The organism is Nocardia seriolae NBRC 15557 (genome assembly GCF_007990715.1).
In the GTDB taxonomy this organism is placed as follows: Bacteria; Actinomycetota; Actinomycetes; order Mycobacteriales; family Mycobacteriaceae; genus Nocardia; species Nocardia seriolae.
Genome location: NZ_BJWY01000154.1, coordinates 1 through 15348, shown reverse-complemented (window position 1 = coordinate 15348; position 15348 = coordinate 1). Strand labels below are relative to the sequence as shown.

Genomic DNA, 15348 nt, shown 5'->3' with positions numbered 1-15348 from the left:
CTGTGATGTTCCGCCGGATCGGTGCGCGGCGCATCATGTGATCGATTGGGCCAAGAGCGGTCCCACCGACCTGACCAATCTCGCCCTGGTCTGCGATCACCACCACGCGCTGGTCAACGACAGTGACAACGGGTGGAAGACCGTGATGCTCGGCAAAGACTCTCCCCATCGCGGGCGGGTCGGCTGGATCGCACCCAAATCCGTGGACCCGACGGGTACGCCCCGGGTGAACGAGCGTCTGCATCTGGGCCAGCGGGTTGCTACCGTGATCGATTCCAGTTGTCGGCGTTGGGATACGCGCGCGGCGTGATTGTGATGCGTGAGGCCGTGTAACCCGGGGGAAGACTACTCGGGTCGCTGACCGGCAACCGGAATGCTCGCGAAGGCATGTACCGCAAGTGTGGTTGCGTCGCCTGCCCTACCGGACCTGAGCTGACGCGGCTCGGGAGCCTCAACTCGCCTACCGGCCCAGGGACTGCACGCATCACCTTCTCGGGACAACCCAAAGGTTCTTGCTGCATGACGCCGGGATGCCGTGGCTGATCTCGCGGTGTGGGGGCTGGGGCTGCTCGCTGCGCTCGCAACCCAGCCCCCCCTCTCCCTCATCCAGGCGTCCTTGTCTTTTCTTCTTTTATCTCTTCGTCTTTCGAGCTCTCGGTCAGCCGCGCAGGACCGCACCCACCGCAGCGGATGCGGCAGCAACGGCCGCGTCGCGAGCGGCACTGGCCTCATCCTCAGTGAGTGTGCGGTCCGTAGCGCGGAAGCGGAGTGCGTAGGTGAGGGACTTGCGACCCTCACCAGCCTGAGCGCCCTCGTAAACGTCGAAGAGCGAGATGGTTTCGAGAAGCTCTCCCGCACCGGTACGAAGCGCGGACTCCACGGACGCCGCGGGAACGGCCTTGTCGACGCTCACCGAGACGTCCTGGAGCACGGCCGGGAAGGCGGAAACCACGGGCGTGGGCCGGACTTCGCGGACCGGGAGGGCGTCCAGGTCGAGTTCGACGGCGCAGGTGCGCGGGGGCAGACCCGAGCGTTCCAGGACTGCCGGGTGCAGTTCGCCCGCATGGCCGACGACGGTGCCATCCACGACGAGTTCGGCGCAGCGGCCCGGGTGCCACGGAAGGTATTGCGCGGCACGGCGTTCGATCACGACACCGGAGGCGTCGGCGATGGCGTCGACGAGGGCGAAGGCGTCGGCGGCCTCGACCGCACGGCCCGCACCCCACGGCCCACGGGGCTCGCGGCGGCCGGTGAGCACCGCGCCGATGTGAATCGGCTGCTCCGGCAACGACTTCAGCAGCACCGAGATCTCGTCCTCGGTGGGGCGGCGGTCGACCGGGAGCGGCTGCACGGCCGTGGTCGCGGCGGTCGGCAGGGTGACCTGGCCGATGCCGTAGATGGCGAGGTCGCGCTCACCGCGAGAGATATTGCGGACCGCGATCTCCAGCAGACCCGGCAGCAGCGTCGAGGACAGCTCGGCGCGCTCGACATCGAGCGGGTTGAGCACGCGCAGCGTCTTGCGGCGCGTGTCGTCGGCGTCCAGACCCCAGGTGTCGAAGACGCCGCCCGCCATGAAGACCGGTGCGGGCACCTCGACGCAACCCTCGAACGCCAGCGCCTTGCTCACCGCGCGGCGCCGCCGCTGTTCGGCGGTCAGGCCGCGGCCCGCGGGAGCGGTGGGCAGCACCGACGGGATCTTGTCCAGCCCCTCGAGCCGCAGCACCTCCTCCACCAGGTCGGCGGGCTGGGTCAGGTCGGGCCGCCAGCTCGGCGGGGTGACCACCAGCTGCCCGTGCCCGGCCGCACTGACACCCACCTCGATCGAGCAACCCACCTGCTGCAACCGGCGAGTCGCAGCGCCCGGCGCATAGTGCACGCCCGCGGTCCGGTCGGCCAGGTTGATGTCCATGGCGATCGGCTGCGGCCCCGGCGTCGGCACGCGAATGTCGGTCAGCACGGATTCGACCGTGCCACCGGCGATCTCGGCCAGCAGCGTGGCCGCGCGATCCAGCGCGATCACATTGATCTCGGGATCGACGATCCGCTCGTAGCGACGGCTGGCCTCCGAGGACAGCTTGTGCCGCCGCGCGGTCCGCGCGATGGCGACCGGATTCCAGGTCGCGGCCTCGAGCAGCACATCGGTGGTATCCGAACCGACCTCGGTGCTCGCGCCACCCATGACACCGGCCAGCGACACCACACCGGAGTCATCGGCGATGATCACGTCCTCGGCATCGAGCACCCGCTCGACATCGTCGAGGGTGCGCAGCGTCTCGCCCTTGTTGGCACGACGCGTCACCAGCCCGCCGGACAGCTTGGCAATGTCCCAGGCGTGCAACGGCTGTCCGAGCTCGAGCATCACATAGTTGGTGACGTCCACGGCCGGAGAGATCGGCCGCACCCCCGACAGCAGCAGCCGACGCTGCAACCACCAGGGGCTCACGGCCTTCGGGTCGATGCCGACAACGCGGCGCGCGGCGAACCGCGTGCACAGCGAATCCGCCTCGATCTTGATCGGCCATGCGTCGGCCTCGGAGTCGGGCAGCAGCCGCTGCGCCGGATCCCCGTATTCCAGGTCGAAGCCGCAAGCCAGCTCCCGCGCCAGTCCGCGCGCCGAGAAGGCGTACCCGCGGTCGGGCGTAATGGCCAGCTCGATGACCGTATCGCCCAGCCCCAGCAGCTCATTGGCATCCGCGCCCGGCTCGGCCGTGCCCGGCTCCAGCACCAGGATGCCGCTGTGGTCCTTGCCGATGCCCAGCTCGGCGACCGAGCAGATAATGCCATTGCTGGTGTGCCCGTAGGTCTTCCGCGACGAGATCTTGAATCCGCCGGGCAGCACGCCACCGGGCAGCACCACGACCACCAGGTCACCGACGGCGAAATTCCGTGCACCGCAGACGATCTCCTGCAGCTCCGGATTACCGACGTCCACCTTGCAGAAGCGGATCGGCTTCTTGAACTCGGTCAGCTCGGCGATCTCGGCGACCCGGCCCACCACCAGCGGGTGCTCGATGTCGCCGGTGATGGCCTCGAGCGGGTCGACCTCTTCGACTTCCAGACCGACCCGGACGAACCCCGCGTCGAGTTCCTCCGGCGTCACCGACCACCCGGGGGTGGTCCGCTGCAGGATGTCCGTCAGCCAGGACTGCGCTACTCGCACTTGACGTTTCGCTTCCTCGTATCGGGGTCAGATCAGGACTGGATGCCGAACGGCAGCGTGAAGCGCACGTCGCCCTCGACGATGTCGCGCATATCCGGCAGGCCGTTGCGGAACTGCAGGGTCCGCTCCAGACCCATGCCGAACGCGAAACCGCTGTACACCTCGGGATCGATGCCGCTGGCGATCAACACCTTCGGGTTCACCATGCCGCAGCCGCCCCACTCCACCCAGCCGGGGCCGCCCTTCTTGTCCTCGAACCACACGTCCACCTCGGCGGAGGGTTCGGTGAAGGGGAAGAAGCTGGGCCGCATGCGGGTCGTGGTGTTCGGACCGAACAGCGCCCGCGCGAACGAGTCCAGGGTGCCCTTGAGGTGCGCCATGGTCAGGCCCTTGTCGATGGCCAGACCCTCGATCTGCGAGAACACCGGGGTGTGGGTGGCATCGAGCTCATCGGTGCGGAAGGTCCGCCCCGGACACACCACGTAGATGGGCAGCTCGCGAGACAGCATGGAGCGCACCTGAACCGGCGAGGTGTGCGTGCGCAGCACCTGCCGCGAACCCTCGGGCGCGATGTGGAAGGTGTCCTGCATGGTGCGGGCCGGATGGTCCGGCAGGAAGTTCAGCGCGTCGAAGTTGAAGTGCTCGGTCTCGACCTCGGGACCCTCGGCGACCTCCCAGCCCATGGCCACGAACACATCCGCGACCCGCTCGGACAGCACCGAGATCGGGTGCCGCGCACCCTCGGCGTGGCGGCGGGCGGGCAGCGTCACATCGACGGTCTCCGCGACCAGCACCGCCGCGTCGCGCTCGGCGAGCAGTTCGGCCTGCCGCGTCTCGAACGCGCTGGACACGCGACCGCGCGCCACGTTCACGCGCTTGCCGGCCTCGGCCTTCTCCTCCTTGGGCAGGCTGCCCAGCGAACGCTGCGCCAGCGAGATCGGCGACTTGCCACCCATGTACTCGGTCTTGGCGGCCGCCAGCTCGTCCAGGGTGGCGGCCGAGGCGAACGCCTTCTCAGCAGCTTCCGCGGCAGCGGAGAGCGACTCCTCGCTCAACGCAGCATTCTGCTCGGCACTGTTGTCATCGGCCACGATGGTTCGTCACTCCCCTGTCAAGAGTCGGCATTGCTCCCCCATTCTTGCTGGTCGCATCGTAATCCTTGTAATCAGCCCACCTCACCTGAATTTTCCCAGCTCGCACGCCCCTCCCGGCGTGGTCGAGCCGCAGGCGGTGTACGAATGAGAAGGTGAAGTCCCGGCCGCTGACCCTCATCGACGACACCGACCATCTCACCGAGTACGGCGCGGCCATGGACCGCATGCAGGAAATGTGGGAGCAGCGCGTCGCCGACGAACGCCCCGACACCCTGTGGCTGCTGAGCCACGAGCAGACCTTCACCATCGGCCGCCGCACCCCCGAGGCCCACCTCCCGGCCCCCGAGACCGATATCCCCGTCTTCACCACCAATCGCGGCGGCCAGCTCACCTACCATGCCCCCGGCCAGCTCGTCGGCTACCTGATCGTCCGCCTGCAACCCGGTGAGGGTGTGGTCGATCTGATCCGCGATGTCGAGCACCGAATCGTCACGGTCCTGGCCGATCTGGGCATCCCCGCCGAACGTCGCGACACCCCACCGGGTTCCGAACTCCTCACCGGCGTCTGGACCCGCGACACCGGCCGCAAGATCACTTCCATCGGAATGCGGGTGGGCCGCAACGTCTCCACCCACGGCTTCGCCCTCAATGTCACCGGCGACCTGGCCCCCTGGAAACTCGCCGTCGCCTGCGGCCTGCCCGACGTGGATATGACCTCCGTCGAGCGCGAACTCGACGGAGGTCAGTCACCGACACTGGCTCAGGTCGCCGCGACCGCCGCCCGCGTCTTCGAGGCGAAACCCGCTCAGTGAGCGAATGCCGCTGCGCCGGTGGATGATTCGGCGACCGCCCGGCGGCTGGGCAGCAGCAGCGAGACGAGCGCGCCGACCGCGACGATGGCCGCGCCCACCTTGACCGCGGGAATGAGGCCGTCGACATAGTCCTGCGGGCTCAGGTAGGAGCCGTGCGAGGCGAAGACCGAGGCCAGGATCGCGACACCCATGGCGACACCGACCTCACGGATGGTGTTGTTGGTACCCGATGCCATGCCCTGATCGGCCGGGGCGGCACTGGCCATGACCGCGGTGGCGGTCGGCGCGAAGGTCAGGCCCATGCCGATGCCGCCCAGGATGAAGGGCAACACCATGGAACCGTATGCGGTGTGCGCGTTGGTGATCAGCGCCATCCACAGCAGGGCCGCCGACAGCAGTACCTGCCCGACCGCGATCAGCGGCCGCACGCCGACCCGATCCACGACCAGACCGGCCAGCGGGGCCACCACCATCGGAGCCATGGTCCACGGCAGTGTCCGAATGCCGGACGCCAGCGGCGAATAACCCTGCACCACCTGGAAGTACTGGGCCAGCAGGAAGATCGAGCCGAAGACGCCCACCGAGAAGGTGAACAGCACGATATTGACGGCGCTGAAGCTACGCGAACGGAACAGGCGAAGCGGCAGCATCGGCGCGGCCGAGCGGTTCTCCCAGAGCACGAACGCCGCCAGCAGCACCGCGCCGCCGATCAATCCGGTCAGCACCTCGGCCGAGGTCCAGCCGTCGCCCGCGCCGTGGATCACGCCCCAGACCACCGCGAGCACGCCACCCGCCGACAGCACCAGCCCAATCGGGTCCAGTTTCGTTGCACCACCGAATGATTCGTTCAGAACGCGGGCCGCCACCGGTACCGCCAGGATGCCGATGGGCACATTGAGCCAGAAGATCCACTGCCAGTTGAGCCCGTCCACGACCGCGCCGCCGACCACGGGCCCGAGCGCCACACCGAGCCCCGAGATGCCGCCCCAGATGCCGATGGCCGCACTGCGCATCTTCTCCGGCACCGCCGCCGACAACAGTGTCAGCGACAGCGGCATCACCGCCGCCCCACCGAAGCCCTGTACCGCTCGCGCGGCGATGAGCATCCACGGTTCGGTCGCCAGCGCGCACGCCGCCGACGCCACCGTGAACAGCGCGATTCCCATGACGAACAGCCGCCGCCGGCCGAGCCGGTCACCGAGCGCGGAGGCGGTGAGCAGCATCGAGGCGAAGGAGAGCGTGTAGGCGTTCACGAACCATTGCAGGTCGGTGAGCGAGGCGTGCAGTTCGGTCCGGATGACCGGCAGCGCGTTGGTGACCACCAGATTGTCGAGCGTGACCATGAACATCGGGATGCCCACGGCCGCCAGGATCGCACCCAGCGGCCGCCGGTTGGCCGCGACTTTGCCTGCGAGTGAGGAAGTTTCGAGTGTTTCAGTCATGACCAATCCTTGTTGTTATCGACTGATAACTAGAGAGTATGCATCGACTGATAACATGTCAATGGCACACCGCATTCCCGACGACGAGGAGGCTCCACAGCCATGACCAGGACCCGGATGACGGCCACCGAACGCAGCGCGGAGGTCCTCGCGGCAGCCACCACCGCCTTCGCCGAATCCGGTTACGCCGCAACGAAAACCGACGACATCGCGCGTCGCGCCGGGGTCTCGCAGCCCTATGTGATCCGGTTGTTCGGCACCAAGCAGCAGCTGTTCCTGGCCGTGCTGGACCAGGTGTGCGGGCGCATCGACGAGCTGTTCCGCGCCGGGGCCACCACGGCCGAGCCGGATGCCGACCCCAAGGATCGCCTGGACTGCCTCGGTGGCTATTTCGGCGAGCACTTCCTCACCGACCCCGATCTACCCCGGGTCTTCCTCCAGGGCATCGCGGCCGCGAGCGAACCGGCCATCGGCGCGAACATCCGCGCGCACTTCGGTCAGCTCTACAACCTCGCCAAGGAACTCACCGGTGCGACGGCCTCCGAGGTCCGCCGCTTCTTCGCCACCGGCATGCTGCTCATCGACCTGACCGCGCTGGGGTTCACCGTCGTCGACTGCGATACGCCGCCGTGGGCCACCGAGATCCTCACCACCCTCGGCGAGGACGGCATCTGATCAGGCCCGGACCGGCTCGCCGGGCTCGGGTTCGGCGTCCGCCTCGATGATCTCCTCGGTCTGCTCGGGCAGCCGCCGGGCCAGTACCTCACCGCGGAAGAACGGCGGCATGGTGCGCGCCAGCGTCAGATAGATCGGGATGCCGATCAGTAGCGTGCCCACCCCGAGCACGAATACCGCGCTGAACCACGAGGTCACCGCCGTCCAGCCCGCCGCGAACAGCAGTGCCAGACCACCCAACGTCGGCAGGATGCCCTTGACCACGAGAGTCCTTGGGCTACCGGGGAATTCGTGCCGGTACAGCCAGGCGCAGGCCAGGCCGGTGAGGCCGTAGTACACGCCGATGGAGATGCCGATGGCCGTCACCGCCTCGGCGATCAGCCGCCCGCCCGAGGCGAAGTTCAGCCCCACGTACAGCACCACCGACACCCCGCCGAACACCCAGGTCGAGAACACCGGGGTCCGGAAGCGCGGATCGATCCGCCCGAACGCCGCGGGCAGCGCGTGGTGCAGCGCCATCGAATAGGTGGTGCGCGCGGTCGGCAGAATCGTGGTCTGAGTCGAAGCCGCCGCCGAGGTCAGCACCATGCCGAACAGCAGATACACCGCAACGGTCCCGATCGCGCTGTCGCCGAACACGGCCCGCCCGAGCGCGCCCAGCACATCGTCGACATGATCCGGATTGGCCAGACCCAGTCCGTCCTTGCCGACCCCCGCGAACGCCTGCGCGGCCACGGTCACCAGCAGGTACAGCGCCACCAGCGTGATGGTGGACAGCACCGCCGACCGGCCCGGCGTGTGCCGCGGGTCCACGGTCTCCTGGTTCACCGAGACCGCCGAGTCCCAGCCCCAGTAGATGAACACCATCAACAGCAGCGCGGTCACGAAGTCGGAGAAGGTCCCGATGGCGAAGGGGTTGAACCACTCCCAGCTCGGCGGGCTCGATCCCTCCGGCCCGTGCCCGAGCATCACCCGCCCCAGCGCGACCGCCGAGAACACCACGAGCATCCCGAATTCCACGCTCAGCAGCACCGATTGCAGCCGCGCCGACACATCTATGCCGCGCACCGCGACCACGGTCATGACCAGCAGATAGACAATCCCGAGCAACAGCACCCAGACGCTGGTCCCGTCCGACCCGATCCCGTGCGCCCCGAACAGATGGAACGTGTACTGCGCACTGATCTGCGCCAGGCTCGCCATCACCAGCAGATCCGACACCACGATCGCCCACCCGGCCATCCACCCGGTGAACGGCCCGAACGCCCGCGTCGCCCACACGAACGTGGTCCCCGGATCCGGTTCCACCGCATTGAGATCCCGATACCCGATGGCCACCAGCAGCATCGGCACGAAGGCCAGCAGGACGATGATCGGAGACTGCGCCCCGACGGCCACCACGACCAGTCCGAGGGTCGCGGTAATGCTGTAGGCCGGACCGGCCGACGCCACGCCGATCACCACGCTGGAGACCAGGGAGAGCGCACCGGATCGCAGAGTGCTGGGCGATGTCACGCCGTTAGATTACGGGCAAATCCCCAGCACTCCGAATCGGGTCGCCCCGGTCACTTCGCGTGCTGGACGCGGGAGCTCGCGTAGAGGCAGATGGCCGCCGCGGCAGCCAGATTCAGGCTTTCGGCGCGGCCGTGGATGGGGATGCGGACGCGGTGGGTGGCGCGGGCGGCGATGGCTTTGTCCAGGCCGTGCGCCTCGTTGCCGAAGAGCCAGGCGACCGGGCCGCGCAGGACCTCGTCGGCGTCGTCGAGATCGACCTCACCCTTGGCGGTGGTGGCGAGGATCGCGATGCCCGCCGCCTCCAGGGCGTCGAGGGTGGCGTCAATGTCGCGCGAGCGCGCCACCGGAACGTGGAAAAGGCTTCCGGCGCACGCGCGGACGCATTTGCCATTGTGCGGATCCACCGAATCACCGGCCAGCGCAACGCCATCCGCGCCGACGGCGTCGGCGACCCGGATGAGGGTGCCCGCATTGCCGGGGTCGGCGATCTCGACCGGGACGGCCAGCATGCGCGGGGAGGCATCGAGCACCTCGCCCAGCGGCACATCGACCTGGCGGCACACGGCGACCAGTCCGGGCGGAGTCACGGTCTCCCCCAGCATCTCCGCGGCGCGGTCGCTCACCAGCGTGGTGCGCACCCGCTGCGCGGCGGCACTGGCCACCAGCTCGTGTTCCCGCTCGGCGGCCTTGGAGGAGAAGAACAGCTCCTCGACCCGGCCCGTATCCAGCGCGGCCGCAACCGAATTCGCGCCCTCGGCCAGGAACAGGCCGGTCTTGCGGCGAACCGGGCTGCGGTGCAGCTTGACCGCCGAAACGATCCGGGAATTACGCCAGTCGATGGGATCAGCGCTCACGGCCACCTTCTCCTCGCAGAAACGGAACGACCCGCGGGTGGTGCTCGGTGAGCACGTCCACGGGTCGTTTCGAGTATTGCTTTGTCACGCAGGCCGAATCAGGCGGCCGGGGCGTTGACGTCGGCCGGGAGGGCAGCCTTGGCGGCGGCGACCAGGGCGGCGAAGGCCTCGGCGTCGGAGACGGCGAGCTCGGCCAGGATCTTGCGGTCCACCTCGATGCCGGCGGCCTTGAGGCCCTGCATGAAGCGGTTGTAGGTCATGTCGTTCAGACGCGCGGCGGCGTTGATACGAGTGATCCACAGCTGACGGAAGTCACCCTTCCGCGCCCGGCGGTCCCGGTAGGCGTAGGTGAGCGAGTGCAGCTGCTGTTCCTTGGCCTTGCGGTACAGGCGCGACCGCTGACCGCGGTAGCCCTTGGAGGCCTCGAGAACGGAACGGCGCTTCTTCTGAGCGTTGACAGCCCTTTTGACGCGTGCCACTTGTCAGTCCTTGATCGTTGGGGGCGCTGGGGTTTCGCGTAACCCGGTGGGTGCGCCCGAGGTTGGTGTCGGGGAGGCGGTCCGCGAACGGATCGCGAGCGGCCGGCTCAGCCGAATTACTTGGCGAGCAGCTTCTTGACGCGAGCGACGTCCGCCTTCGCGACGACCTCCACGCCGTCCAGACGACGAGTCCGGGTGGTCGGCTTGTGCTCGAGCAGGTGGCGACGGTTCGCCTGCTGACGCAGCAGCTTGCCGCTGCCCGACACCTTGAATCGCTTCGAGGCGCCGCTGTGGCTCTTCATCTTCGGCATGGATTTCCTCAGTTCTGTCGTGCCGAAGGCGCGCGTGTACAGCACACCTTCGGAGCTTCTCGTTATTACTGCTGCGGGGCAGCCGGTTCGGCAGCCGGGGCTGCGGTCTCGGCAACGGGCGCCTCGGCCGGAGCCGCCGCGGGCGCAGTGCTGCGCTGCTGCGACGAGCTCGCGTCGTTCTGGGCCTTCACCCGCGTCTTCGCACCCTTGTGGGGCGCGAGGACCATGGTCATGTTCCGGCCGTCCTGCTTGGCCGAAGTTTCGACGAAACCGAGGTCGGCGACGTCGGCGGCCAGTCGCTGCAAGAGCCGGAAGCCGAGTTCCGGACGCGACTGCTCGCGACCGCGGAACATGATGGTGACCTTGACCTTCGACCCGGCCTCGAGGAAGCGCATCACGTGGCCGCGCTTGGTCGCGTAGTCGTGGTCATCGATCTTCGGCCGGAGCTTCTGCTCCTTGATCACGGTCTGGACCTGGTTCTTCCGGGACTCACGCGCCTTCTGCGCGGTCTCGTACTTGAACTTGCCGTAGTCCATGATCTTGCACACCGGCGGGCGTGCATCCGGCGCGACCTCGACCAGGTCGAGGTCAGCTTCCTGAGCGACGCGTAGTGCATCTTCAACACGCACGATCCCAACCTGCTCGCCACCCGGTCCGATGAGTCGGACCTCGGGAACGCGGATGCGATCGTTGATGCGGGTCTCAGTGCTGATGGGGCCTCCTAGGTCAAGCGGTTCGTCAACGACCGCAAGCAATAACTGCAACCCCAATTTCAACACGAAAGCCCCGTGTTGGTATTTCACCACCACGGGGCCCGAGTCGACCGATCTTCGACGCAAACGAGCTGCATCGCACCGCACGCAGGACGAACCCACGCGCGAAACCCATCAAGTAAATGATGGGCGACCGGACCGTCGAACCTGTGCGAGATCGCTTGGTTGACGGTGGGAGTCGGGCTCCACTTGATGCCCCGCGTCGGTTGCTGCAACCAGTCCGGGACGGTCGTCGCGGAAGAGTCTAACACTCATAGCCGTGAGCTCCGAATCGGCGGCCCCCGCGACCAGCGCGGACCCGCTCGATGCCATGCTCTTCCCATGAGCGAGGCAACCATGAACGATGACGCGACCCTATCCGAGGACCCGCGCCTCATCGATGGCGAGATCGTCCGCGAACTGGCCGACATCCCCGCGGTCGAGGTCATCAGCCGCGCCGCCGTCATGCTCATGAGCTCCGCCGCCGAGAAGCTCGGCCTGGGCGAACCCGATCCGTCGGCCAGCCCGCACCTCGACCTGGACGAGGCCCGCCGCGTCATCACCGCCCTCGCGGGCCTGGTCACCGCCTCCGTCGAATACCTCGGCCCGCACGCCGGTCCCATCCGCGACGGGCTGCAGTCTCTGCAGCGCGCCTTCCGCGAGTCCTCCGAATACCCCGACGCCCCCGGCGCGGGCCCGGGCGAGAAGTACACCGGCCCGGTCTACTGATCCGCCGCGCCCTCCCGGCCCGACCACCTCGTTGTGGCCGGGCCGTTTTCATGACGGCTCGATTCCGGTCAGCAGGGTGGTGACGACGGCTTCCACATCGATCGGGGCGCTCGGGGCGCCGGGCAGCACCGTGGTGAGGACGGCGTCGTGACAGATGCCGACGAGGATGGCGGTCGCGGCGTCGATGTCGGCGTCGGCGGCGAGGCGGGTCAGGTCGCGTTCGGCGCGCAGGTAGCCGGTGAGGCGCTCGCGCCAATCGTTCTCGCGCTCTTGGGATTCGGCGAAGCGGTCCAGCACCGCGGGGGTGGCGAGCAGACCGGCGAAGACCGGGAGCACCGCGTGGTGCAGGGCCAGTCCGGCGCGTAGGTAGTCGGCCAGATTCTCGCGGACGGTCGCGGCGCCGGGGGCCGGGAGCGGCCCCAGGTCGGCGTGTGCCGCGGCGACGTGGGCGCTCAGGGCCGCGGCGAGGAGTTCGTCCTTGTCCGAGAAGTGGTTGTAGAGGACGCCGTCGGCCACGGCGGCGGCGCGCGCGATGGCGCGGACGGTCAGACCGGCCGCGCCCTGTTCGGCGAGCAGGCGCTGGGCGGTGGCGACGAGATGGTCGCGCAGGGCGTCGTCGGTGCCGCGCAGCGCCGCTGCCTTTCTCGGGGACATGGGTGATTACGGTAGCGGGGTGGTGGCGGTGACGAGCCAGGCCGCCACGCGCAGGCGGACGCCGTCGGGGGCGAGGTGGGGGGCGAGGGTGGCCGAGACCGCCTGGCGGACTTCGGCGTCGGTGGCGAAGCCGGCCAGGGCGCGGTGGTAGTGGACCGGGCCCCAGCCCATGATGAATTCGGTGGCGTCGGCGATATCCCGGCCCCAGATGCCTTCGGCCTCAAGGTATTCGACGGCGATGTCGGTGAAACCGGCTGTGGAGAGCAGGGTTCGGGTGCGGTCCGGGTCGGCGAAGGGGCCTTGGGCTGGACTGACCACGAAATTGTCGAGATGGGCTGCGGCGGCTCCGAATACGGCGCCCAGATCGGTGCCGGGCATGGGCGGCATGGCGGCGAAGGCGAGGCGGCCGCCGGGGCGCAGGGCCCGGGCGATATTGGCGAAGGCCGCCGTCGGGTCGGTGAAGAACATGATGCCGAAGCGGCTCAGGGCGGCGTCGAAAGTGCCTGCGGGGAAGGGATATACCTGCGCATCGCCCTGCTCGAAGGTGACGTTCGGGACGCCTTCTGCGGCGGCGAGCCCGCGGGCGCGGGCGAGCATCGGGCCGGAGAGGTCGAGGCCCGTTGCGGTGCCGTTGCCCGCTCGCCGGGTCGCGGCGCGGGTCAATTGGCCGTTGCCGCAACCGATATCGAGGACGCGGTCGCCGTCGGTGATGCGGGCGGCGGTCAGGAGGGGCTCGTTGAAGCCGTGGTTCACCGCGTCGTAGCGGTCGTAGTTTCCTGCCCAGTGCTCACCCTCGTAGCCGTTCCAGGCTTCGGGCTGAGCGGTATTCACGATGTCGGTCATGCTCGGCTCCCAATATGAACAATGGTTCATGAACGTGTGTTCATAATGCGCTCGGGGCCGCCGTCCGGTCAAGAGCCCCCAGGACACACGGGTTTTCGGTGTCGGTGGGCTGTGCCATGCTCGGGTCCATGGCACGGATACTGTTGGTTCCCGGCTTCTGGCTGGGCGCATGGGCGTGGGACGAGGTGGCCGCCGAACTGCGGTCGCGGGGTGACGAGGTCGAGGCGCTGACGCTGCCGGGGCTGGATCCGGAGGATCCCGACCGTCTCTCGGCGACGCTGGAGACGCAGGCGCGGGCAATCGTCGAGCATGCCGCGGCGGCCGGGGATGCCGTGGTGCTGGTGGCGCACTCGGGTGCGGGTGCGTCGGCCTACATGGCCACCGATATAGCGCCCGAACGCTTTTCGCGCGTGATCTACACCGACACCGCACCCATGCCCGCCGGATTCGTCCTGAATCCCGCGCTCGGGGACGCGCCGGACTTCCCGCTACCGGGCACCTGGGCCGAGGTGGAGGCCGATGGCAACAGCCTGGCCGGACTGGACGAGGCGATGCTGGCCCGCTTCCGCGAACGCGCGGTCTCCGTCCCCGCGGGCGTCGCGGGGCGGCCGGTGACGCTCAGCGATTCGGAGGCGCGACTGAAGGTTCCGACGACGCTGATCTGTTGCAGCTTCCCGTCGGAGCTGATCCAGCAGTTCCGCGATGCGGACCAGGTGCCGCCGATGGCGCAGGAGTTGCGCCTCATCGACGCCGAATACCTCGACCTGCCCACGGGCCACTGGCCGATGTGGTCGAAGCCGGTGGAACTCGCCGAATTGATTCACGAGGCCGGGCGAAGCCGTTAACGCGAGCCCTCACCTGAGCCATGAGTGGTTGCAGGGTAATCGCTTGCGCGCCCGGCCGATCGAACTTCTTGGCGACACGAACGCGGTGCTGGTTGGATGCCGGAGTATCGCCTCGTTCGGCGCGGACGCGGGCGATGTACTGCATACTACGACGGGCAGCGGCAAGGCTGTCCTCACAACGAGATCGAATGGAAGCTTCGGGGGTTGCATATGAATGAATCGATGTCCCAACGAAACCGCACGTCCGGCCGCCGAATCCGGCGCGGCGCGCTGCCGGTCGTGATCGCCGCGGCCGCCGTGGCCGCCCTGGTCGCCGGCTGCTCCTCGTCCTCCAGCTCGGACAGTAAGGCGACCACCTCGCAGGCCGCCCCGCCGTCGCAGCTGCCCGACGGCGCGCAGATCGTCGCGGAATCCGCCAAGACCACCCAGACGCTGCAGTCGGTGCACGCGGTGCTGGAGGTCAAGAACATCCCGGGCCTCCCGTTCGAGAGCATCAAGGCCGACATCACCAACCAGCCGCAGGGCGCGGGCCAGGCCATCGGTGAGGCCAAGGTCAAGGTCAAGCAGGACGACGCCGACTTCACCGACACCAAGTTCCTGGTCGTCAACAAGACCCTCTACACCGGCGACGGCAGCAAGTACGCCAAGGTCGGCCCCGCCGAGAAGATCTACGATCCGGGCATCATCCTGGACAAGGACAAGGGCCTGGCCAATGCCATCGCCCAGATCAAGAACGCCAAGGCCGAGGGCCGCGAGAAGATCGACGGCATCGACGTCGTGAAGATCTCCGGCACCATCGAAGCCTCGGTCATCGACCCGATCGTGCCGCAGATCGGCAAGGACGGCGGCACCTTCCCGATCGTCGTCTACATCAAGGACGTCGCTCCGCCGACCGGCACCGGCACCACGCTGCCGTCCACGGCCGCCTCGCCGGGTACCGGCCCGAACCTGGTGCGCGCCATCGTGACCAAGGACGCCGGCAACGTCACCGTTACCCTGTCCGACTGGGCCAAGCCGGTCCACGTCACCAAGCCCGGCGGCTAGGCACACACCGCCCTGTAGTTGAGCTCACGGACGGCCCACCGTCCGTGAGCCGGTAGCCGGTTCGGGGAAAACGCAACGGCGGCAACAGTTGTCGCCGCGACCCCGGACCGGCTTTCGCGTTGTCAAACCGCTTAATACT

The 15348-nt window shown here is 68.2% G+C and carries 16 protein-coding genes; 6 read left to right on the top strand and 10 right to left on the bottom strand.

The features are described 5' to 3' along the window. On the top strand, nt 1-310 hold a 310-nt coding region (locus NS2_RS31650; RefSeq protein WP_147207385.1), incomplete at its 5' end, for an HNH endonuclease signature motif containing protein. Nucleotides 311-658: 348 nt separating this feature from the next. On the opposite strand, the gene pheT is transcribed toward NS2_RS31650, so the two are convergent. Both pheT and pheS read right to left on the bottom strand, forming a co-directional pair. Next, nucleotides 659-3160, bottom strand: coding sequence for a phenylalanine--tRNA ligase subunit beta (gene pheT, locus NS2_RS31645; RefSeq protein WP_036552681.1), 2502 nt, complete (start codon nt 3158-3160; stop codon nt 659-661). Nucleotides 3161-3192: 32 nt separating this feature from the next. Then, on the bottom strand, nt 3193-4251 hold the full coding sequence (gene pheS, locus NS2_RS31640) for a phenylalanine--tRNA ligase subunit alpha (RefSeq protein ID WP_033090978.1): 1059 nt from the start codon (nt 4249-4251) through the stop codon (nt 3193-3195). A 155-nt stretch (nt 4252-4406) separates the two neighbouring features. Between pheS and lipB the strand changes: the two genes are divergently transcribed. Continuing rightward, the gene (gene lipB, locus NS2_RS31635) at nt 4407-5066 is read left to right on the top strand and encodes a lipoyl(octanoyl) transferase LipB (RefSeq protein WP_082062766.1); all 660 of its coding nucleotides are present in this window, start codon (nt 4407-4409) and stop codon (nt 5064-5066) included. Here the strand turns inward: lipB and NS2_RS31630 are convergent. After that, nucleotides 5060-6508, bottom strand: a complete 1449-nt coding sequence (locus tag NS2_RS31630; RefSeq protein WP_033090979.1) for an MFS transporter — start codon at nt 6506-6508, stop codon at nt 5060-5062. The genes lipB and NS2_RS31630 overlap by 7 nt on opposite strands. 102 nt (nt 6509-6610) lie before the next feature. Here NS2_RS31630 and NS2_RS31625 point away from each other — a divergent pair, with 102 nt between their 5' ends. After that, a complete protein-coding gene (locus NS2_RS31625; RefSeq protein ID WP_033090980.1) occupies nt 6611-7183 on the top strand; it encodes a TetR/AcrR family transcriptional regulator in 573 nt (190 codons plus the stop codon). On the opposite strand, the gene NS2_RS31620 is transcribed toward NS2_RS31625, so the two are convergent. The 5 genes from NS2_RS31620 to infC form a co-directional block, all read right to left on the bottom strand. Further along, nucleotides 7184-8698 carry an APC family permease gene (locus NS2_RS31620; protein ID WP_071343982.1) on the bottom strand — a complete coding sequence of 505 codons (1515 nt, stop codon included), beginning with the start codon at nt 8696-8698 and terminating at the stop codon, nt 7184-7186. It abuts the gene before it with no gap. Between the two features lie 50 nt (nt 8699-8748). Further along, a complete protein-coding gene (locus NS2_RS31615) occupies nt 8749-9552 on the bottom strand; it encodes a TrmH family RNA methyltransferase (RefSeq protein WP_033090989.1) in 804 nt (267 codons plus the stop codon). Between the two features lie 98 nt (nt 9553-9650). Then, nucleotides 9651-10031, bottom strand: coding sequence for a 50S ribosomal protein L20 (rplT, locus tag NS2_RS31610; protein ID WP_033090981.1), 381 nt, complete (start codon nt 10029-10031; stop codon nt 9651-9653). A 116-nt stretch (nt 10032-10147) separates the two neighbouring features. Further along, nucleotides 10148-10342 (bottom strand): 50S ribosomal protein L35, encoded by a 195-nt coding sequence (gene rpmI / locus NS2_RS31605; protein WP_033090982.1) that lies wholly within the window; start codon nt 10340-10342, stop codon nt 10148-10150. Nucleotides 10343-10407: 65 nt separating this feature from the next. Next, a complete protein-coding gene (infC, locus tag NS2_RS31600; RefSeq protein WP_033090990.1) occupies nt 10408-11106 on the bottom strand; it encodes a translation initiation factor IF-3 in 699 nt (232 codons plus the stop codon). A 345-nt stretch (nt 11107-11451) separates the two neighbouring features. Between infC and NS2_RS31595 the strand changes: the two genes are divergently transcribed. Beyond that, a complete protein-coding gene (locus tag NS2_RS31595) occupies nt 11452-11823 on the top strand; it encodes a DUF1844 domain-containing protein (protein ID WP_045439854.1) in 372 nt (123 codons plus the stop codon). Nucleotides 11824-11871: 48 nt separating this feature from the next. On the opposite strand, the gene NS2_RS31590 is transcribed toward NS2_RS31595, so the two are convergent. Continuing rightward, nucleotides 11872-12477 carry a TetR family transcriptional regulator gene (locus tag NS2_RS31590; protein ID WP_033090983.1) on the bottom strand — a complete coding sequence of 202 codons (606 nt, stop codon included), beginning with the start codon at nt 12475-12477 and terminating at the stop codon, nt 11872-11874. Between the two features lie 6 nt (nt 12478-12483). Further along, a complete protein-coding gene (locus NS2_RS31585) occupies nt 12484-13320 on the bottom strand; it encodes a class I SAM-dependent methyltransferase (protein ID WP_033090984.1) in 837 nt (278 codons plus the stop codon). Nucleotides 13321-13448: 128 nt separating this feature from the next. On the opposite strand from NS2_RS31585, the gene NS2_RS31580 reads away from it, so the two are divergent. Continuing rightward, entirely contained in the window at nt 13449-14165 is a 717-nt protein-coding gene (locus NS2_RS31580) for an alpha/beta fold hydrolase (RefSeq protein WP_228102736.1), read from the top strand. A 210-nt stretch (nt 14166-14375) separates the two neighbouring features. Beyond that, nucleotides 14376-15209 carry an LppX_LprAFG lipoprotein gene (locus NS2_RS31575; RefSeq protein ID WP_033090986.1) on the top strand — a complete coding sequence of 278 codons (834 nt, stop codon included), beginning with the start codon at nt 14376-14378 and terminating at the stop codon, nt 15207-15209. Nucleotides 15210-15348 lie beyond the last annotated feature (139 nt).

What these genes read in the sequence shown, in the direction of transcription:
- NS2_RS31630 (WP_033090979.1), bottom strand. Translation starts at nt 6,508, where the DNA reads ATGACTGAAACACTCGAAACTTCCTCACTCGCAGGCAAAGTCGCGGCC.
- NS2_RS31625 (WP_033090980.1), top strand. Translation starts at nt 6,611, where the DNA reads ATGACCAGGACCCGGATGACGGCCACCGAACGCAGCGCGGAGGTCCTC.
- rpmI (WP_033090982.1), bottom strand. Translation starts at nt 10,342, where the DNA reads ATGCCGAAGATGAAGAGCCACAGCGGCGCCTCGAAGCGATTCAAGGTG.
- NS2_RS31595 (WP_045439854.1), top strand. Translation starts at nt 11,452, where the DNA reads ATGAACGATGACGCGACCCTATCCGAGGACCCGCGCCTCATCGATGGC.
- NS2_RS31590 (WP_033090983.1), bottom strand. Translation starts at nt 12,477, where the DNA reads ATGTCCCCGAGAAAGGCAGCGGCGCTGCGCGGCACCGACGACGCCCTG.
- NS2_RS31585 (WP_033090984.1), bottom strand. Translation starts at nt 13,320, where the DNA reads ATGACCGACATCGTGAATACCGCTCAGCCCGAAGCCTGGAACGGCTAC.
- NS2_RS31580 (WP_228102736.1), top strand. Translation starts at nt 13,449, where the DNA reads ATGGCACGGATACTGTTGGTTCCCGGCTTCTGGCTGGGCGCATGGGCG.
- NS2_RS31575 (WP_033090986.1), top strand. Translation starts at nt 14,376, where the DNA reads ATGAATGAATCGATGTCCCAACGAAACCGCACGTCCGGCCGCCGAATC.